Raw genomic sequence first — 21,766 nt, forward strand, 5'->3', positions numbered from 1 at the left:
ACCCTCGATGCAGCTTTTGACCGCNTCTAAATGGCGGTGAGAGAGGGATTCGAACCCTCGATGCAGCTTTTGACCGCATACTCCCTTAGCAGGGGAGCGCCTTCAGCCTCTCGGCCATCTCACCATATTTAGAACCACTCGAAGAAGTTCTTACTGAACATCTCGTCTCTGTGTGGCGCACATATTACTTTCTCAGCCTAAGAAGTCAAACAATTTTTCTCAACTTTTTACGAATATAGGTTTGTTTGAACACTTCACAAACAAACTGATGCGTTTATCATCAAGATTGGCTAAAAAAGTCCTAAACACAATGATATCGCTGATGAAAAATCATTCAAGTATTTTATTCTCTTAGTTAATAAATTCATTCACACATCAAATAATTATGAATCGAATGATTAGAGGTAAAAAGAGTTTCAATTCTGTCAATCAGAATAAACGGATAGTGTAATAATAAATACAGCTCAAGGAGAGCGAAGATAGGAACAAAGAAGGGAATCAAAAGTCATATAAAGAGAAAAGCGCCCAAACCCGGCAAAAGTGTGGACGCTCACGAATGAATTGTGACTAACTAAAATAGGAATTAATTTAGTAGTTATCAGTAGGCTGAGTTTTCTCGGCCTGAATTCGTTGATAGATCTCTTCACGATGGACAGATACTTCTTTAGGTGCGTTTACGCCAATCCGTACCTGATTACCTTTAACCCCTAAAACGGTTACGGTCACATCATCGCCTATCATAAGCGTTTCACCAACTCGACGAGTTAGAATAAGCATTCTTTGCTCCTTGAAAATTTACAAGAGTCGGGTCTCTAGAATTTCCCGGCCATTATCCATCATACATTGTCAATTCGTATAACCCTTATTTATCACAAGTAACTCATACTTCATAACAAAATATAAATTTAGTGATTGATTATTTAACGGATTAACAATATCTCAATAAGGCGTTATCCCTATAAAAAACAGAGACAACGCCTTTTTTCAGGTTTCTATCGCTTACAGATGCGATTCAACCCACTCGTCAACACTTGCCAAAGCAGCTGGTAAAGCTTCAACGTCAGTACCACCAGCTTGAGCCATATCAGGGCGACCGCCACCTTTACCGCCAATTTGCTGTGCTACAAAACTAATTAGCTCACCTGCTTTAACTTTAGCAGTTAAATCTTTAGTGACCCCAACAATTAAGCTCACTTTACCATCAGAAATAGTGGAAAGCACAATAATTGCAGAACCTAATTGATTTTTTAAATCGTCAACCATTGTTCTTAACATTTTTGGCTCAACACCATTAAGCTCACGAACTAAAAGTTTGATACCTTTCACGTTTTTAGCCTGACTACCTAAAGAGGAACTCTCTTGGGCAGCTTGCTGATCTTTTAGTTGTTGGAGTTCTTTTTCTAATAAACGATATTTTTCTTGGACTGTTTTGATTCTTTCGACCAAGTTTGTTCCATCGCTTTTTAGAACTTGTGCAACAAGAGAGATAAGATCTGATTGCTCATGAATACTCTCAATTGCTGTAATACCAGTAATTGCCTCAATACGACGAATACCAGCTGCAGTACCTGACTCACTGACAATGCGGAATAAACCAATATCCCCCGTTCTAGAAGCGTGAGTACCACCACAAAGCTCAGTAGAGAAGTCACCCATTGTTAAAACACGAACTCGTTCGTCGTATTTTTCACCAAAGAGTGCCATCGCACCTTTTTCTTTCGCATCTTCAAGATCCATTAACTCAGTGACAACTGGTGAGTTAAGTCGGATTTGCGCATTGACAATATCTTCAATTTTTCGTAATTGTTCTGGTTTAACTGCTTCAAAATGAGAAAAGTCAAAACGCAGATATTTATCATTAACTAAAGAGCCTTTTTGAGTAACATGCGTACCCAGAACTTGGCGCAATGCTGCGTGCAATAAGTGCGTCGCAGAGTGATTTAAACGAATAGCATCACGGCGAGCAATATCGATAGTGGCATTAATTTTATGGTTAACAATAAATGACCCTACGTTAACTTTACCAATATGACCAATAGCTTTACCGTATTTTTGCGTATCTGTGACTTCAAACAGGCTATCTTTACCTGTTAAAACACCTTTATCACCAACTTGTCCACCAGACTCTGCATAGAATGCCGTTTTATTTAAGAAGATAATACCTTCTTCGCCTGCTTTCAATTCAGTGACAGCTTGTCCATTATGGAAAATAGCGGTGATTGTGCCTTGCTGTTCATCATGATCATAACCAGAGAACTCACTACGGCTATCCACTTTGATTAAACTGTTATAGTCAGTACCAAAACCACTAGATTCACGAGCACGTTTACGCTGCTCTTCCATCGCAACATCAAAGCCTTTTTCATCAACTTTGATATTTCTTTCACGACAAACATCGGCAGTTAAATCAAGAGGGAAACCATAAGTATCATAAAGACGGAAAGCTGTTTCACCTGGAAGAACGTCATCTGTTAAGTTAGCAAGTTCTTCATCTAATAATTGAAGACCGCGTTCTAATGTGCGAGCAAATTGCTCTTCTTCCGTTTTTAATACTTTTTCAACGATAGCTTGTTGACGTTTTAATTCTTCACCAGCCTCTGCCATAACTTCAATTAATGGAGCGACTAACTTATAGAAGAAAGTATCTTTTGCACCAAGCATATAACCATGACGTACTGCACGACGAATAATACGACGCAATACGTATCCACGGCCCTCATTAGAAGGGATCACACCATCGCCAACAAGGAATGAACAAGAACGAATGTGGTCTGCAATAACGCGTAATGATTTATTACTTAAATCCGATGCATTAGTTACTTTAGCAACTGATTCAATTAATGAACGGAATAAATCAATATCATAGTTAGAATTTACATGCTGTAAAACAGCTGTAATACGCTCTAAGCCCATCCCCGTATCAACAGAAGGTTTTGGTAGCGGATCCATTGTACCGTCTGACTTACGGTTAAATTGCATAAAGACGATATTCCAGATCTCAATATAGCGATCGCCGTCTTCTTCTGGTGACCCTGGAGGTCCCCCCCAAATGTGGTCACCATGATCATAAAATATTTCAGTACAAGGTCCACAAGGGCCTGTATCCCCCATTTGCCAGAAGTTATCTGATGCAAATGGTGCGCCTTTGTTATCACCAATACGGATTATTCTTTCTGCTGGAATACCAATTTCTTTATTCCAAATATCATAAGCTTCATCATCTGTGGCATATACCGTTACCCAAAGTCTTTCTTTAGGTAGATTGAACCACTCTTCGCTTGTTAATAATTCCCAAGCAAAATTGATTGCATCATGTTTGAAATAGTCACCAAAACTAAAATTACCTAGCATTTCAAAAAAGGTATGGTGACGAGCGGTATAACCCACATTTTCTAAATCGTTATGTTTACCACCAGCGCGCACACAGCGTTGCGCGGTTGTCGCTCGGGAATAAGGTCTATTATCCAATCCAAGAAATACATCTTTGAATTGGTTCATCCCTGCGTTTGTAAACAGCAATGTTGGATCGTTATTTGGAACCAAAGAACTGCTAGGTACTATTTGATGTCCTTTAGTATGAAAAAAGTCGAGAAACGCCTGACGGATCTCAGCGGTGCTTTTGCTCATAATTATCCCGAAATCAAGCTGGAAAAACAGAAATTAGAAATCTAGTTAGAGGAGGTTTATTATTACCTCTACTTAGCCAACGAATACATAAGTAGGGATAAGATAGAATTTCTTCAGTCAGAAGTAAAACCCCCGATAAACTTATTCGTGTTGACATTGTAAATCGTCTAGTTTTTTTCTGAAAGTGGGATTGTTATCTGAGAATGGGACTTTTCTCTATTTAAGAGCAATTATCTTGGAAAATGTTAGCAACTTAAAGTATTTTCATTTTGTAATTATTAAAAAGTATTTGTTATTACTGCTTTTTTATGAGATGACTCGCTATACGTTTTTTTCTTTAAATAATCTCTTTTTCTCATGGCCATTAGTAATAAATACATAAGCACCATTACTTAAATAATATATTTATATGGCGATAACTTACTAAAATAAAAGCATTTATTACTACAAAACACAACTTACATCTCAACAAACCTTTAAATATAATTTAAATTAGATCCAAATATATTGAAGATATTTATCTTTATATGTCAATTAATTATTATCTGGTGCAACCAGATTATCGTAATGATTCTTATTTCTATTTTTTATTAACAAGGATATATCACCAAAATTTCACTATATAAAATTTCATATAACTATCAAAAACAAGTTAGTAAAAAATATCGTTATATTAAATAAAGTAGTGTTAAAGGCTATTTTTCATGGAAAGAAAACAGAATAAGACTAATTTTAACTCTCTTTTGAATAAAAGATGCAACATATAGCAAAAAGGAAGCCGTTTTAGAGCTTCCTTTATTAAGTGAGTTAAATCACATTAATTGACTAATGGTTTACAACTACAATAATCGTAATATGTTTTAATACACATTCAATGTGCAATTTAGGCATTGGTAAAAATTATTTTTCTGTTTCTTCGCTATCTGTAGCGCCATCAGTATCATTAGCAAAATCAGCTGCGCTAGTAAATTCACCAGCATGATTTAATAACATTTCACGAAGTTTAGTGTTTAACTCATCGTACATTTCAGGGTGTTCTTTTAGGTAAGTTGTTGCATTGGCTTTACCTTGACCAATTTTCTCACCATTGTAGCTATACCATGCGCCAGCTTTCTCTACCAATTTATGTTTCACACCTAAATCAATCAATTCGCCAAAGGTATTGATACCTTCACCATACATAATTTGGAATTCAGCTTGTTTAAATGGTGCTGCAATTTTATTTTTCACCACTTTAACGCGTGTTTCACTACCAACAACTTCATCACCGTTTTTAACAGAGCCAATGCGACGAATATCTAAACGGACAGATGCGTAGAATTTAAGTGCATTACCACCTGTTGTGGTTTCTGGATTACCAAACATAACACCGATTTTCATTCGAATTTGGTTGATGAAAATAAGCAACGTGTTGGAATTCTTCAAGTTACCCGCTAATTTACGCATAGCCTGGCTCATCATACGAGCAGCTAAACCAACGTGTGAATCACCAATCTCACCTTCAATTTCTGCTTTTGGTGTTAAAGCAGCAACGGAGTCAACAACGATAACATCAACAGCACCAGAGCGAGATAACGCATCACAAATTTCTAGGGCTTGTTCACCAGTATCAGGCTGAGAACACAGCAAGTTATCAATATCTACGCCTAGTTTTTGAGCATAGATAGGATCTAATGCGTGCTCAGCATCGATGAATGCACAAATTTTGCCTTCACGTTGAGCAGCTGCGATAACTTGTAGTGTTAATGTTGTTTTACCAGAAGATTCTGGGCCATAGATTTCAACAATACGGCCGCGTGGTAAACCACCAGCACCTAAAGCAACGTCTAATGATAAAGAACCAGTAGAGATGGTTTCAACGTTCATGGAACGATCTTCGCCCAGACGCATGATAGACCCTTTACCAAATTGCTTTTCAATTTGACCAAGTGCTGCGGCCAATGCTTTTTGCTTGTTTTCATCAATAGCCATGTTATCTCCCTCTGGGCAGTGAAGCATAAAAATGGGTCACTACCATTAAAACGTATATGATTTTGCTTGTTGAAACTCATTATACTGTATAATCATACAGTATCAAGTTAATTATTAATAATTTCTTTAAGAATTGATTTTAAAGAAAAAATAACAGATTCAGCTCTTATTTGATCTCGAGAACCACTAAATATACAGTGTGTTGCCGTAGTTTGAATACCTGTTGATGTTTTCATTGCAAAGCCAAACCAAACTAAACCAACGGGTTTTTCTTCACTACCACCACCGGGGCCTGCAATACCGCTAACAGACACTGCAAAATCTGCATTAGCTTTTATCAGCGCCCCTTTAGCCATTTGACGAACAACCTCCTCACTCACCGCACCATATTTAAGCAAAGTTTGTTCATCAACACCTATCATTTCATGCTTTGCTTCATTGCTATATGTTACAAAGCCACGCTGATAATATTCAGAGCTTCCTGCAATATCAGTGATAACTTTCGCAATCCATCCGCCAGTGCAAGATTCAGCCGTTGTTATCGTACGCTTCTTTTCAAGTAATGCTTTACCCATTTCAATACTTAGGCGGGTCATTTCATCGTCATTTATCATTAAGGTTCATCTAACCTCTATTATAAATCTCACTGTTTAAGATTTCTTCCTAGTGCAATCCCATAACCATAGACCACCAATTGCTAGGGCAAAAATAGCCCCAAAGCCTATTCCGATAGCAACAACAGAGACACCAATGCTTGTAACCAGTGAGAATAAACCAAGCATTAATAACATTGCTGTATTTTCACCGAGATTTTGTACAGCGATAGCATTACCAGCACCAACACTGTGCTTTCCTTTGTCTTGTAATAACGCATTCAATGGCACGACAAAGAAGCCACCAAAAACACCGATGATGATAAGAATTAAGTAGGATGGAATAATTGAGGTTTGCAATGAGAAATAAACAACACCAAGACCAATTAAAATACCCGCAGGCATACAGCGACGTACTGTTTTCAGAGTCACAAATTTAGCAGCTAATCCGGCACCGACCACAATACCAATAGCAACCATCGCATTTAATACAGTCGGGGTTGTATTATCAGTCATACCTAGAGCAATAGGTACCCACTGCACAAGTAAAAAGCGCAATGTTACTCCCGCTCCCCAAAACATGCTGGTTCCTACTAAAGAAAAGCGACTTTCTTTATCAGCCCATAAAGTTCGTGTAGCCTCAAGAAACTGTGTAAACATTTTTTTAATGTTCCAACCACGACCAATTTGAGCAGCTGATAATTTAGGTATACCAAAGTTAACAAATACCGCTAAACCATACATTGCAGCACAAACACCTAATGCAAAAACAATGCTCCAATCTGAGAGTAAACCACCAATGACGGATCCCAATAAAATAGCCGCAATAGTAGAAGCTTCCATTAAACCATTTGCTTTAACTAAACGTTCGCCATCGGTTAATTCACCTAAAATGCCATATTTAGCCGGAGAATAAACAGCGGCACCAATTCCAACGAGGGCATAACCAAGAAAAGGATCAGAGCCAACGCAGATAAGAAATGCACCTACAAATTTTAACAGATTACCACTGAGCATTACCCTACCTTTAGGATTACGATCAGCAAACTGTCCTACAAAAGGAGCTAAAAGAATAAAAGCCAGCACAAAGACCATCTGTAAAACAGGTTGGCTCCACTCTGGATACAGTGAAGATTTAAACTGCGCAAGAATGGCAAATAGTAAGGCATTATCGGCAAAAGCAGAAAGAAATTGCGATAAAAGAACCGCTTTCATTCCCCTACTCATTAAAGGAGGCTGGCTAATATTCTCTGGCATTAATTATTTTCCTGTTCAGCTAGTTTCTTCAATGAAACAAAATCCGTTTTTCCACTTCCTAAGACAGGAATCTCTTTGATAAAACGAATGTCTTTTGGTACAGCGATTTCGGCAATACCTTCAGATTTTGCCAGTGTTGATAATACACTACGATCTAATTGTTTATCTGTTGTAAAAAGAACTAATGATTCACCTCGGCGTTTATCACTTATTGATACAACCGCATGCTCACCTTGAGATGCTTTACGTGCAAGTTGCTCAACACCTTCGAGAGAAACCATTTCACCAGCAATTTTTGCAAAGCGTTTAACACGCCCTTTAATTGTACAGAAACCTTCACTATCGATAGCAACAATATCACCAGTGTCGTACCAACCTTCCTCATCAATGCCTTCAGCATTAGCTGCGACTGGGGCTTCCAATTTTTCAGGGGATTCTACTCGTAAGTACCCCATCATTACATTAGGGCCACGTAGTTGTAGTCTACCGCCATCAGTAATACCATTCATTGGAATTAAACGCCCTTCCATACCAGGTAACAAACGCCCTACTGTATGAGCTTTAGCACTCATAGGCACGTTGATTGACACAACTGGTGCACATTCTGTTACGCCATAACCTTCTAAAATACGAATACCAAATTTCTCTTGCCATAAAACACGTGTTGATTCAGAGAGTTTTTCAGCCCCAGCAACCACATATCTCACTCTGGCAAAATCATAAGGATGAGCAAATTTTCCGTAGTTTCCTAAAAAGGTTGATGTTCCAAATAACACTGTACAGTTTTGGTCATAGACTAATTCGGGTACAACTCGATAGTGTAACGGACTGGGATAAAGAAAAACGCGTGCACCCAAACAAATTGGGGTTAGCAAGCAAGCGGTTAAACCAAATGCATGGAATAACGGCAATGCTGACATAAATTTATCTTTTGGCGAAAAATCAGCAATAGCACGAATTTGATCAACGTTAGCCAATAAGCTTGAATGGCTATGAACAACGCCTTTGGGCGTCCCTTCTGAACCTGATGTAAATAGAATAACGGCTGCATCATGTGCATCTTGCGGTAACATCGCTTTTTGAGGCGTAATGAGATGTTTGAGGATCCAGCGTTTATCTTCACTGGTGACAGTATCTTTTAGATCCTCAAGATAAATCCAATTAGCTTCAGGGGTTTGCTCAGGAATATGTAATAAATTCCCTTTCTCTAAAAACTGGCGTGATGTAAAGATGGTTTTGATTGATGCGGCTTTCATCGCATTTTGTACACCTAAACTACCTGCCGTGTAGTTAAGCATTGCCACAACACGTTGACGCATAGTGGCACCTAATAGTGCAGCTGCAGTTACCGTTGTATTTGGAAGCAGTAAACCTATACGCTCTTTCGGCTCCGTGTAGCGTTCAATCAACCGGCTGATCCCTAACGTTTTTTTCAGTAACCCTTGATAAGAGTCTTCTTTTAAGCTGATATCAGAAATTAGTGGACTAAATCGGCCATATTGAGACATTGCCTGTAAAAATGCTTCATACAACGTAAGATTAGGACGTGTTTGCATGATGGCTTCCATCATGATGTCACGCATCGCTTCACCTGCTAATCGGCGACGCTCAGAAGATTTTTCAGCTTTTGGCATCGGTAAATCAACGGCAGGAAGCACTTTGATAGTGATTTTAGGAAAGAATTGAGACTTTACTCGTAAACTTTTACGTACTCGTGAAAAATAGCTGAATTCAGCGCCTTCAATTCTAACAGGAACAACTTTAGCGCCTGATTTTGCGGCAATAAAAGCAGCACCTTCATAAATTTTCATCAAACCATTTGTTACAGTGATCCTTCCTTCTGGGAAGATCACAATTGGACGACCTTTATCCACTTCTTTAACTAATTGGCGCACAGCCATTGGATTAGCGGGATCTAAAGGTACAATATCAGCATAACGACCTAACCATTTTGTCGTTTTTGCAGAAGCAACAGAGGTATAAACAGCAAACACGGGATTAATAGGCAGGAATAAACGTAATAATATACCGTCAATAAAAGAAGTATGATTTGGTGTAATTATACATTTTTCATATTGTGAAAACTGATTAACAAGTCCTTCAATTCTTATTCTAAATAAGAATTTAAATAGTGTTTTAAAAAACGCTATCAACATCATATCCATATCTCATTTTGCTATAATTAGCCTTACTATAAATAGGATGTGATGAAAATAAAATAGATCTTCCCTGTTTTATCCTTTATATCAGACGACTTCTTAATTATTTCATGAGTTTTGCGAGAATTACCTCAATAATTTCGTTTATAGATAATCCCGCATCGACAATGATATCAGCACATTGTAAATATAAAGGTTCACGTTTAACCAAAACGTCATTCATTTCTGAAACTAACGTTTTACCCGTCAAACTTGGTCTTTGTGCTTCATTCGGATCTTGAGATAAACGCTCAACTAAAGTTTCAACAGACGCCTGTAAATAAATAATAACACCTGAAGATTTCATATAATCACGATTTTGTTCTGCTAAAATCATGCCCCCACCCGTTGAGATAACTTGATTAGGTTGGCTAACTTGGATTAGTGCTTCTGATTCAATTTGACGAAAAAAATCCCAACCTTTTTCTTGAACCATTAAAGATATAGTTTGTTGATATTTTTGAGTTACCCAATCATCAGTATCAATAAATCTATAATTTAAAGTGAGGGAAAGTGCCTTACCTACTGTTGTTTTCCCTGCACCTCTAGGCCCAATAAGGTAAATTGTACTATCCATAAAATGCACTATCTCCATAGTGTGTTCCCTTTTAGGGTTGTAATTAAAAGTTTACATGCTGTAAAGTATAAAACATCATACCTGATGTAACAAAAAAATAAAGCCACACTTTAGAAAGTATGGCTTATTTCGTCATCTTAATAATTAGCTACGAATTGTATTATCACCGTAACCAATCCATTTATAGGTCGTTAATGCATCTAAACCCATCGGGCCTCTAGCATGTAGTTTCTGTGTACTAACAGCAACCTCAGCACCTAAACCGAATTGTCCACCATCAGTAAAACGCGTGCTTGCATTAACATACACAGCTGCAGAATCAACTTGACGAACAAAACGATCAGCATTAGAGATAGATTGCGTTAAAATAGCGTCAGAGTGCGCAGTACCATAACGACGAATATGACTAATTGCCTCCGTTAATCCACTCACTACTTCAACATTTAAATCAAGTGACAACCATTCATCGCAATAATCAGCATCTTTCACATCAACTACAGTAGCTCCGCCTTTTTTCAGCCCTACCAATGCTTTCTCACTTGAATGCAAAGTTACCTTTTGAGTAGCCATGGCATCACTTAACTGTGGCAAAAATAGATCTGCAATATTTTCGTGTACTAAAAGTGTTTCTAACGAGTTACATGCACTAGGACGTTGTACTTTTGCATTTATGATAACCGTTAATGCTTTTTCTAAATCAGCACTTTCATCAACAAAAGTATGACAAACACCGATACCACCAGTGATAACTGGAATAGTTGATTGTTCACGGCAAAGTTTATGTAATCCTGCACCACCACGTGGAATAAGCATATCAATATACTCATCCATTTTTAGCATTTTAGCGACTAACTCACGATCAGGCTTATTGATTGCCTGAATAGCACCGGCAGGAATGCCACATTTTTCTAATGCTTGTTGAATAACAGCCACAACCGCTTGGTTAGTGTGATGGGTTTCTTTTCCACCTCGAAGAATCGCTGCATTACCTGTTTTCAAACATAAAGAAGCGACATCAATTGTCACATTAGGGCGAGCTTCATAAATAACTCCCACCACCCCCAATGGCACACGACGACGCTCTAAACGTAAACCGCTATCTAGCATACGTCCATCAATAACTTGACCCACCGGATCTTCTAAGCGACACACTTGTCGTACATCATCTGCGATTGCTTTTAAGCGTGCAGAATTAAGTAATAGACGATCAAGCATAGCGGCATTGATATTAGCTTCGCGAGCCGCTTGCATATCTTTTTCATTCGCCGCAAGAATTGAGGCTTCATGTTGTTCTAATAAATCAGCCATAACTAATAATGCCTGATTTTTTTGCTCTGTTGATAGTTGAGCTAAATGCCAAGAGGCCTCTCTTGCAGATTTACCCATTTGTTCTAACATCAGAAGGCTCCTTAGCTAACAATCATATCATCACGATGCACGACAACACTGCCATACTCGTAACCTAAAATTTGACTAATTTCTTGTGAATGATGTCCTGCAATTAGACGTAAGGCATCACTATTATAGTGAGCAACACCATGAGCGAGATCTTTACCTTGTAAACTTTGCACGCGGATAACACAGCCACGGGAGAAATCGCCTTTAATTTCTTTGATACCTTTTGGTAAAAGGGAGCTACCTTTTTCTTTAATTGCGTTTTCAGCGCCTTCATCAACCACAATCACACCAGCAATTGGCGCACCAAAGATCCACCGTTTACGCGCTTCTAATGGGCTTTTTAAGCCATGGAATAACGTTCCAACAGGTTCATTATTGATAACTTTAGCAATAACTTCAGGTTGAACACCTGCAGCGATGACAACATCAATACCTGCGCGCCCTGCAACGGTCGCAGCTTGCAGTTTTGTAGCCATTCCCCCCGTGCCTAAGCCTGATACGCTATCACCTGCCATTTGACGTAATTTATCATTGATATCAAAAACTTCAGGGATCAATTTAGCATCTGGATTACTACGCGGATCAGCTGTATACAGCCCTTCAATATCCGTCAGTAATAACAATTTATCTGCACCACCTAAAATAGCAGCTAATGCTGATAAGTTATCGTTATCACCCACTTTAATTTCCGCGGTAGCAACAGCATCATTTTCATTGATAACGGGGATAATATGGTTATCCAACAGTGCATGTAATGTATCACGCGCATTTAGGAAACGTTCTCTATCTTCAATATCTGCACGCGTTAATAGCATTTGACCAATATGAATACCATAGATGGCAAATAACTGTTTCCATACTTGAATTAAGGCACTTTGCCCCACAGCGGCCAGCAACTGTTTTGAAGCAATAGTTGCTGGCAAATCAGGATAATTCAAATACTCACGCCCAGCGGCAATTGCACCTGACGTGACAATTATAATCCGATGACCTTTTTCATGTTGTTTAGCACATTGGCGAACCAGCTCAACTATATGAGACTGATCTAGACGTCGTGAACCACCAGTCAGTACACTTGTCCCTAATTTAACAACCAGCGTTTGGCTGCTACTCATAACATTTACCATTCTTGTTGATTATTTAAAAAGATAATACACAGTTTTATCAGGAGAGAAGCGTTATGCCAACTGACATAACGCAAAATCTATGAAAAGTTGCCCTAACACAAAATTAGGGCTGAATGGGAAGAGGAAATTTGTTCATTTTTTCATCGGGGATGAGTGTCATCTCTAATTCACTCACCGCAAGTTGAAGAAATTCATGAAAACGAATAAGTGTTTCATTGATTGACTCAACAACATCATTCTTACTTATGTTCTGATGAAGCCAGTCACCATTTTTATCGAATAGCCCAATTTGATAATGATAAATGAGCTGTTCATTATTACGTTCTAATTCCATCCACCAGCCCCAAAACTCTCGTTTTTCCGGCGCGACTTTTTTATTTACACAAACCGCTAAACAGTCAAAAAAGAACTGGCTCTCTTGGCATTGTTGCTCTCGGATATAAGGACCGATTTGAGCAAAACGCTTTAATAACTTACCTCGGGTAGGGTTCAAAGATGAAGTCATAAATTCAGCCTCCTTAGAAACTCTACTGTTATATAATCTAATATAATTAGCAAGTTATTGTTCAAAATTAATTATATTAATTTATCATAGATCCAATCTGCACTTTTTTGTAACGCAAGCTCTAAACCTTCGTAAAGCGGTTTGTCATTAATAGCAAGAATATCACCATCCATAGAGGAACGAGCAATTAACTGCGAATCCTCTTTAGGACTCATTTCATCCCCTTTCCAATAAACGCCCATCATAGGAACAGGCATACGTCGGCCAATCAATCCTTGGTTTTTCAAGGAATAACTGCTCAACGATAATCGAAGATTATTCTCATCTATATTCCATAACCCCAAGCGACTTGCTAATACATCAAGGTACATCACAGGGATCTTTTTCTGCAATTCAGCTTGAGTAAAGAAAGCGTGGATCAAAGGACCTAAAGCAACAACACCTTTAATTAATTTTGGGTAGATATAAGCTAATCGCACAGCAATATTACCACCAAAGCGAAAGCCCATCACACCAACGCGAGTATGATCAATCCAAGGCACTTCAGAAAGTTGTTTTAGAACGTCACCTTGTAATTGGCATGTATCTTCCGTTAGTTTTTGTTTTACTGAATAACCAATTCCGGGCATATCCAGTGTTAACATTGCAATCCCTTTAGGGGAAAGGTAATCACGGAAGAAGCTAACATAATCGCTTTGTAAGCCGTCTAGCCCGCCACAAAATAACACAGTAGGATAAGGGCCTCTACAATCTTTAGGTAAATGCAGAAAACCCGTTGTCGACCCTTTTCCCTCTAATTTAAATGTCAGTTTTTTTACTTCAAAAGAAGAAAATTTAGTCGCATTTTCAAAGGCCTTCATCGATAAAGTTACAGCTTGATCCGCTAGGAAATCACCATTAATAAAGGGATATGCGGCAATACTATAAAGATGTGCGGCTTGTAACCAACACTCTGCTGCGACATCACCAGACTCTTCACGTAATGCTTTTTGTTGCCAGATCATCGCTTGATGTGACCATTCAAATGACCAACCTCCTTTACGATATCCTACAACGGTATCAATAAATTTATCATCACTGCGAGGAGCATCGTGTACCGCAATTCGACTTAACACTTCTTCTATTTCAATAGGAGAAATTCCACGCCAAATCCAAAGTAAACGTTGAATAGTCCGATACCAATTTTGCTGGCTCGTACCATTAAGTACAGTATAGGTATTAATATTCGATTTTGGATGGGTGTACTGAATTAGCGTTGAGGTTTCAGCGTGCTTTGCTCGTGGCTTAAATAAAGTTTCAGAAAGATTCGTATTGTTTGCCATATCACTCTTCAAATCAGTGGATACCGTATAAAGGGGCTTAAAAGTCTGGCTTTATCATAGCATGAAATCGGCTACAACAATGTGTATCACGACAAGCAATCGCACGAAGACACCATAACAAGAGAGAGAAGTGTAAAAACAAAAATCCCCGCCTAAGCGAGGATCTCAATTAAAACAGCAAAGCAAATGCTATCAATTTATTTTTGATCACAAACTGGAGGTATAAAGGCAACGCCCATATCCCAAGGCTGTTCAATCCATGTGTTTTGCGGAATATCAACCACAAAATCATCCACTAAAGGACGCCCTTCTGGTTTTGCAAAGATAGTAACAAAATGCGCTTTTGGATACATTTCACGGATAACTTTAGCAGTACCACCAGTATCGACTAAATCGTCAACAACGATAAAGCCTTCACCATCACCTTCTGCTTTTTTTAAGATTTTGAGGTCACGCTGATGATCATGGTCATAGCTAGAAATGCAAACTGTATCCACGTGGCGGATACCTAATTCACGAGCAAGTAATGCAGCAGGGACTAATCCCCCACGGCTGACAGCAATAATGCCTGTCCACTGTTCGACTGGTAATAAACGTTGCGCCAATTGACGGGCATGTATTTGCAACATATCCCACGTTACAACATATTTTTCGCTCATAATATTGTGATCCTAGCTACTTGAATTTCGAGAGAAGCTTTTTTGCGGAAAAAAAGGTTGCGCGAGATTATAGTGATTTGAGCGCCTAAAAACCAGAGAAAACGTGAAAACAGGTGAGATTATCCTCATTTTTTTCTGTAATACCTTTTTCTGATTAAAAAACAAACTATATAAAAAATGAATACAAAATAGAGATCTACTTTCTTAGATAGAGATGTGAATAGAATGACGCATTCATCAGAAGAAAGTGATATTCTCAACTATATTGGCGTATAACGCTCAGAATAATAAAGCTAACCCTTAAAAAAGCGGTAGGCTATCAATAACACAGATGCTGTTAGAGGAGATCCATCGTGTCTGAACTATCTACTCTATCCCCACAACCACTATGGGATATTTTTGCAAAAATTTGTTCAATTCCACATCCATCACATCATGAAGAAGCCTTAGCTTCCCATATTCTTTCTTGGGCTAGTGAAAAAGGTCTTTTTGCTCAGCGCGATGCAGTTGGCAATATTTTAATTCGTAAACCAGCAACCAAAGGCATGGAAGATCGTAAAGCCGTTGTTTTGCAAGCACACTTAGATATGGTGCCACAAAAAAATAACGACACGGTTCACGACTTCACTAAAGATCCGATTCAACCTTACATTGATGGCGAATGGATCAAAGCTAAAGGCACAACATTAGGTGCTGATAATGGTGTAGGTATGGCATCTGCATTAGCTGTTTTAGCTGATGACACTGTTAAGCACGGACCATTAGAAGTGCTACTAACTATGACTGAAGAAACAGGCATGGACGGTGCATTTGGTTTACAACCAGGTTGGTTACAAGCTGACATTCTTATCAACACAGACTCAGAAGAAGAAGGCGAAATCTACATGGGTTGCGCGGGTGGTATTGATGTTAAAACCACAGTAAGCCTTTCTTACGATGCAATGCCAGCAGGCCACATTGTTAAGCAACTGGTTTTAAAAGGATTAAATGGTGGTCACTCTGGTGGTGATATCCATTTAGGCTTAGGTAACGCCAATAAATTATTAGCGCGTTTCTTAGCGGGTCATGCCGAAGAATTATCGCTGAAATTAATTGATTTTCATGGTGGTACACTGCGTAATGCGATTCCTCGTGAAGCAAACATTATTTTTGCAATTCCAGCGGATAAAGCAAACCAACTAGATGAAGTAAAAGCGAAATTTGAAGCGCTGTTAAAAACAGAATTAGCTATTGCTGAAAAAAATCTGAAAGTTGAATTAATTGATACAACAACAGATAAGAAAGTTTTCACTGCAGATTGCCAAGAGCGCTTAATCAACCTACTTAATGCAATGCCAAATGGTGTTATACGTATGAGTGACGACGTTGAAGGTGTTGTTGAAACTTCATTAAACGTCGGTGTTGTTAGCATTGTTGACGATAAAGTAGAGATCCTGTGCTTAATTCGCTCACTGATTGATAGCGGTAAAACCTATGTTGTTAGCATGCTAACATCATTAGCAAAACTGGCGAAAGCAGATATCGAAACCAAAGGCGGTTATCCTGGTTGGAAACCTGATGCAGACTCTCCTGTTATGCATTTAGTTCGTGACACTTACCAGCAACTGTTTGATAAAGTACCAAACATCATGGTTATCCACGCTGGTCTTGAGTGTGGTCTATTCAAAAAACCTTACCCAGATATGGATATGGTTTCTATTGGGCCAACAATCCGTGGTGCTCACTCACCAGACGAACGCGTTCACATTAAGAGCGTCGGTCAATACTGGCAATTATTAACCGCGATTTTAAAAGCAATCCCTGCTAAATAATCTCGCTTTAGCGTTAATAATGAAACCCGCTTAATTGGCGGGTTTTTTGTAACGCAGCCAGCAAGAAAATAATTTATCCCTCCTTCCCCTATTTCCCTTAAAGATCATAATTTATTCCTCATATAGCCAATTTCTCAATCACTTATTTCATAATGGAATAAAAAAACAGATCTTAATAAATTAAATATATAGAATGCTAATCATTATCATTAGCATTAATATTTTTAGAGTGATATTTTCATGGCTTCCGCATTTAAAGTTAAATAATAAAAAACAAAGGGTTCAATTGTGTCTAATAAAAATTGCGTTGTTAGCCTCTTTCTCGCTTTACCTCTAAGTTTACTTTCTATCCAGATCCATGCAGCCGTTACTCAAAATGTACCTGAAAAGATAATTGTTACAGCATCTCCATCACAAGATCCTCAAGCACCGGTTTCCGGCTTTGTAGCAACAAAAACATTATCAACAAATAAAACACCGACTGAAATAGAAAAAACACCGCAATCTATTAGCGTGATCACACGTGATCAAATGGATACTCAAGATGTCAGTTCTGTTTCTCAGGCGTTGCGTTATACACCGGGAGTTTTCACAGAATATCGTGGAAGTTCTAATCGTAATGATGAAGTTTTTATTCGTGGATACAGTTATGCGCCACGTTTTCTTGATGGTTTAAGCTATGGAATGGGAGCATCATCATCAACTGGCGCAATTGATCCATGGTTATTAGAACGCGTTGAAGTAGTTAGAGGACCAGCATCGGTTCTTTATGGTCAAGTAAACCCTGGTGGTCTTGTTGCAATGACAAGTAAAAGACCAACAGCATCCCCTATTCGTCACATTCAAGTACGTGTAGGCAATGATAAATTAGCAGAAACTGCTTTTGATTTTTCAGGTACATTAAGTGATGATAATCGTATACTTTATCGTCTAAACGGTATTGCCAAAACACAACATACACAAATAAAAAACTATAAAGAAGAACGTTTTGCACTTGCTCCTGCGATAACATTCTTACCTAATGAACAAACTCGCTTAACATTATTAAGTTTTATTCAACAAGAGCCTGAAGCAGGATATCGTAATTTTTTACCTGCCTATGGTACGGTTAAAAGTACTCCTGCGGGTACTATTCCCTTTAATTTTGATGTTAACAATCCCGATTACCATAAATCATGGCGCCAACAATATGGTGTAGGTTATGAGTTTGAACACGAATTTAGTGACTCACTAAAAATTGTACAAAATGCTCGATATAGCCATATTAATCAGAAATATAAATACCTTGTATTTGGATCTTTAAGAAAAGATAACCCTTATGTCCTTGAACGCCGAGCACAACAAGAGCAACGAGAAACCGATACTTTAGGAATAGATACTCGTTTACAAGCCGACTTTGCTACTGCAAAACTTGATCATACTGTGATTGCTGGTATTGATTATCAATGGAGTAAAGATCAAGATAACTTACTCCGTGCAATGGGGCCTGAGTACGATCTTGATTGGCGTGATCCTAATTATCACTATCCAATTAATATGAACTTACAAAAACCCGCAACCGATCAGCGCCAAAAACGTGATCAGATCGGTCTGTATCTACAAGATCAGCTCCAATGGAAAAACTGGATCTTACTTGCAGGCTTACGCCAAGATTGGGCTCAAGTTCGGACTCATGATTTCTTAGCTAAAAGCTATGACCAACAAGACGATCATAAATTGACGGGGCGCGTAGGGCTTTTATATTCTTTTGATAATGGCATTTCTCCTTATATTAGTTATAGCACCTCATTTGAACCTAATTTACAAACTCGTCGAGCACCAGGAAGTTCTCCTTTTGAGCCTAGCGAAGGTCGTCAATTAGAAGCAGGAATTAAATACCTCACACCAAATGAACAAACATTAGCAACACTCTCTGTTTATCAATTACAACAACGCAATGTTACCAATTACAATGCTGAAAAAGCGTATTTTGAACCGGTCGGTGAAATTAGAAATCGAGGTGTTGAAGCGCAAATTAATAGTCAATTAACTGAAAAAATTTCATTTATCAGTAGCTATGCTTATATCGATACTGAAGTCAGAAAAACCATTATTGCGGGAACACAAGGAAAAGAACTCCCTAGAGTCCCTAAACATATGGCATCTCTTTGGGGGCAATATGATGAAACATCCGGACTATTTAATGGGGCAAAAACGGGTATTGGTGTGAGATATGTGGGGGTATCTCAAGGTGATACCAAAAATACAGTCAGTGTACCAGCGGTTACTCTTTACGATGCAATGATTGGTTATTCATTAGGTAAGCTATCACCCTCTTTAAAAGGTGCTGAAATTCAGCTCAATATAAATAATATTGCGAATAAACACTATGTTGCATCTTGTGCAGGTGATACTGCATGTTTTTATGGGATTGGCAGAACAATGACAGCAACAATGAATTATCGCTGGTGATCCCGTATTAGATTAACAACATAAATGAACTGCATTAACCATAGTCTATCGATAAAGAGGCTATGGTTTTTTTAATATTTATAATGCTAAAAGAAGTTGTCGTTCTATTTGTGGATCTTGCAAAGTGACATGAAAACCGATTAATCGCACACCTCGGCCATTTCGGCGCTCATGCCATGCTTGATAGGCAATATTTATTAAATCGGCTTTTTCTAAAATAGGATGAGTATGCTCTTGTGTTGTTAATTGAAAATCATCAAATTTTAGTTTAACGCCTTGCCTTGCTATTCTTAAATCAGGTTTCACTTTTATGAGCCGCCTTTCTAATTCGTTATATAACCCATCAAGTAATACCAAGCAATCATCCCAAGAATTGATATCTGAGGCAAAAGTACGCTCAACGCCAACAGATTTTCTGAGTCTATCAGGGTTAATTTCACGCTCATCAATGCCATGACTACGTTCCCACAAATTTTGACCAAATTTCCCAAACACTTTTACCAAAGAAATAACATCGCTACGACGAATATCAGCGCAAGTTTCTAACCCCATTTCTTGCAAGCGAGCAAATGTCACCTTACCTACACCTGGTATTTTATTAAGCGGTAATTTTAAAATAAAATCATCGATTTGCTCTGGTGTAATAACAAATTGTCCATTTGGTTTATTAATATCAGAGGCAATTTTTGCAAGAAATTTAATCGGTGCAATACCAGCTGATGCAGTGAGATTTAATTCATCAAAAATTTGTTGGCGAATCTCTTGTGCTATCAACGTCGCTGAGCCGTGGCAATGCTTACTGTCAGATACATCAAGATAAGCTTCATCGAGTGAAAGAGGTTCAATAAGATGGGTATAACGAGAAAAAATTTTACGGATCGTTGCTGATGTCTCTTTATAGAGCGCCATTCTACCTGGTAAAACTTTTAAGTGAGGACATAACTTCAACGCTGTTGCTGTTGACATCGCGCTACGAACACCAAAACGACGAGCTGGATAATTCGCCGTGCAGATCACTCCTCGGCTAGAAGCATTACCTCCAACCGCAATTGGGATCGCTTTTAGTGCTGGATTATCTCGCATTTCAATCGCAGCATAAAAACAATCCATATCAACATGAATAATTTTACGCATACAATCACCTCATCTTATTTACTGTTTAAATATACAGTAAATAAATATTAACTACAATTTTATTCCTTCTCATCTCCCTCTATTGAGGTGTATTTCTCATAAAACTCTGAATTAGTCTGTTTATTTATAGAAATGTCACAAAGTAATGATAGATTGTTTTTGCTCGTTGATTAATTACATTAATTTTAAATATTGTTTTGTAACTATATATAAAACAAGGAAATAATTTTTCATGATCAAATTATTTATCGCTATTTCTCTCTTTTTTTATTCTGTAATTCTTATGGCATCTCCTAAAATTATCGCACATCGTGGTGGCACAGCTGATGCTCCTGAAAATACTGAAATTGCTATAAAAACAGCCCTTTCTAATCAAGCTGATGCAATTTGGATCACCATTCAATTATCGAAAGATAATATTCCCGTTCTTTATCGTCCAAGCGACTTAAAAAGCTTAACGAATGGACAAGGCAGTATTTCTGACTTTACTGCACAGCAACTTAAACAATGGGATGCGGGTTATAAATTTGGTGAAGCACAACAGTTTCCTTATCGAAATAAAGGCGTCACCATTCCAACATTAGATGAGATCTTAACTCAATTTCCGACAACACAGTTTTATCTTGATTTAAAATCGCCAGATGCTGATCCAGCAATCCAAAGTGAAGCATTAACTACAGTGCTTCGTAAACATAACGCTCTAGATAGAACTCGCATCTACTCTACAAATACCGCATTTCTTAATGCCTTGCCGGATAATGTACAACGTTTTGAAAGCCGTGATATCACTCGTGATATTTTAGCTAATATCACCATGAACCATGTTTGCTTATTACCAGAAAGTTTAGATATTACTCGTTGGTATGGACTTGAGCTTCACCGCAAAGTAGAGGTCGTTGAGAAGTACACACTAGGTGAAGCTCGCTCAGCATCTATTCTGAGTTGGGATAAGGATGCCATGTCTTGTTTTCGTGCTGGTGGCAATGCTCATATTATTCTTTTTGGGATCAATACAGAGAAAGATTATATTCAAGCCAAAGAATTAGGTGCTGATGCAGTTATGGTTGATTCACCTGCAAATATGAAAGCATTTAGAAAAGAGTAAACGTCTAGTTTTAGCTTCATTTTTTTAGAAA

Annotated in this window: 16 protein-coding genes and 1 tRNA gene; 3 read left to right on the top strand and 14 right to left on the bottom strand. The window is 38.2% G+C overall.

What is annotated here, in order from left to right:
• Positions 1-31: 31 nt before the first annotated feature.
• The 13 genes from DK858_RS03995 to gpt all read right to left on the bottom strand — a co-directional run bounded on the left by DK858_RS03995 (position 32) and on the right by gpt (position 15,234).
• Positions 32-124, bottom strand: a tRNA-Ser gene (locus DK858_RS03995).
• Positions 125-588: 464 nt separating this feature from the next.
• Positions 589-777, bottom strand: a complete 189-nt coding sequence (gene csrA / locus DK858_RS04000) for a carbon storage regulator CsrA (protein WP_004244778.1) — start codon at positions 775-777, stop codon at positions 589-591.
• A 222-nt stretch (positions 778-999) separates the two neighbouring features.
• Positions 1,000-3,627 (bottom strand): alanine--tRNA ligase, encoded by a 2,628-nt coding sequence (gene alaS / locus DK858_RS04005; protein ID WP_109396314.1) that lies wholly within the window; start codon positions 3,625-3,627, stop codon positions 1,000-1,002.
• A 900-nt stretch (positions 3,628-4,527) separates the two neighbouring features.
• A complete protein-coding gene (recA, locus tag DK858_RS04010) occupies positions 4,528-5,598 on the bottom strand; it encodes a recombinase RecA (protein ID WP_109396315.1) in 1,071 nt (356 codons plus the stop codon).
• 107 nt (positions 5,599-5,705) lie between these two features.
• Positions 5,706-6,212 (bottom strand): nicotinamide-nucleotide amidase, encoded by a 507-nt coding sequence (gene pncC, locus DK858_RS04015; RefSeq protein WP_109396316.1) that lies wholly within the window; start codon positions 6,210-6,212, stop codon positions 5,706-5,708.
• 36 nt (positions 6,213-6,248) lie between these two features.
• Positions 6,249-7,448, bottom strand: coding sequence for a lysophospholipid transporter LplT (gene lplT / locus DK858_RS04020; protein WP_072063511.1), 1,200 nt, complete (start codon positions 7,446-7,448; stop codon positions 6,249-6,251).
• Positions 7,448-9,607 carry a bifunctional acyl-ACP--phospholipid O-acyltransferase/long-chain-fatty-acid--ACP ligase gene (aas, locus tag DK858_RS04025; RefSeq protein ID WP_109396317.1) on the bottom strand — a complete coding sequence of 720 codons (2,160 nt, stop codon included), beginning with the start codon at positions 9,605-9,607 and terminating at the stop codon, positions 7,448-7,450. Before aas ends, lplT begins: the two co-directional genes overlap by 1 nt.
• A 103-nt stretch (positions 9,608-9,710) precedes the next feature.
• Positions 9,711-10,223, bottom strand: a complete 513-nt coding sequence (gene aroL / locus DK858_RS04030; protein ID WP_109396318.1) for a shikimate kinase AroL — start codon at positions 10,221-10,223, stop codon at positions 9,711-9,713.
• A gap of 144 nt (positions 10,224-10,367) precedes the next feature.
• Positions 10,368-11,621 carry a glutamate-5-semialdehyde dehydrogenase gene (locus DK858_RS04035; RefSeq protein WP_109396319.1) on the bottom strand — a complete coding sequence of 418 codons (1,254 nt, stop codon included), beginning with the start codon at positions 11,619-11,621 and terminating at the stop codon, positions 10,368-10,370.
• Positions 11,622-11,632: 11 nt separating this feature from the next.
• Positions 11,633-12,736, bottom strand: coding sequence for a glutamate 5-kinase (gene proB / locus DK858_RS04040; protein WP_109396320.1), 1,104 nt, complete (start codon positions 12,734-12,736; stop codon positions 11,633-11,635).
• Between the two features lie 115 nt (positions 12,737-12,851).
• Entirely contained in the window at positions 12,852-13,253 is a 402-nt protein-coding gene (gene crl, locus DK858_RS04045) for a sigma factor-binding protein Crl (RefSeq protein ID WP_075672399.1), read from the bottom strand.
• 71 nt (positions 13,254-13,324) lie between these two features.
• On the bottom strand, positions 13,325-14,575 hold the full coding sequence (gene frsA, locus DK858_RS04050) for an esterase FrsA (protein WP_109396321.1): 1,251 nt from the start codon (positions 14,573-14,575) through the stop codon (positions 13,325-13,327).
• Positions 14,576-14,772: 197 nt separating this feature from the next.
• On the bottom strand, positions 14,773-15,234 hold the full coding sequence (gene gpt, locus DK858_RS04055; protein WP_006534780.1) for a xanthine phosphoribosyltransferase: 462 nt from the start codon (positions 15,232-15,234) through the stop codon (positions 14,773-14,775).
• A 353-nt stretch (positions 15,235-15,587) separates the two neighbouring features.
• Between gpt and pepD the strand changes: the two genes are divergently transcribed.
• Positions 15,588-17,045, top strand: coding sequence for a beta-Ala-His dipeptidase (gene pepD, locus DK858_RS04060; RefSeq protein ID WP_109396322.1), 1,458 nt, complete (start codon positions 15,588-15,590; stop codon positions 17,043-17,045).
• Positions 17,046-17,333: 288 nt separating this feature from the next.
• Complete coding sequence (locus DK858_RS04065; protein WP_109396323.1) at positions 17,334-19,496, top strand: TonB-dependent siderophore receptor; 2,163 nt, start codon at positions 17,334-17,336, stop codon at positions 19,494-19,496.
• A gap of 78 nt (positions 19,497-19,574) precedes the next feature.
• Here DK858_RS04065 and dinB read toward each other — a convergent pair whose 3' ends face one another.
• Positions 19,575-20,630: a DNA polymerase IV gene (gene dinB, locus DK858_RS04070; RefSeq protein WP_109396324.1), complete on the bottom strand. Its 1,056-nt coding sequence runs from the start codon at positions 20,628-20,630 to the stop codon at positions 19,575-19,577.
• A gap of 232 nt (positions 20,631-20,862) precedes the next feature.
• Between dinB and DK858_RS04075 the strand changes: the two genes are divergently transcribed.
• Positions 20,863-21,735 carry a glycerophosphodiester phosphodiesterase family protein gene (locus DK858_RS04075; RefSeq protein WP_109396325.1) on the top strand — a complete coding sequence of 291 codons (873 nt, stop codon included), beginning with the start codon at positions 20,863-20,865 and terminating at the stop codon, positions 21,733-21,735.
• Positions 21,736-21,766 lie beyond the last annotated feature (31 nt).

The sequence above is a fragment of the Proteus faecis genome, from assembly GCF_003144395.1.
Classification (GTDB): Bacteria; Pseudomonadota; Gammaproteobacteria; order Enterobacterales; family Enterobacteriaceae; genus Proteus; species Proteus faecis.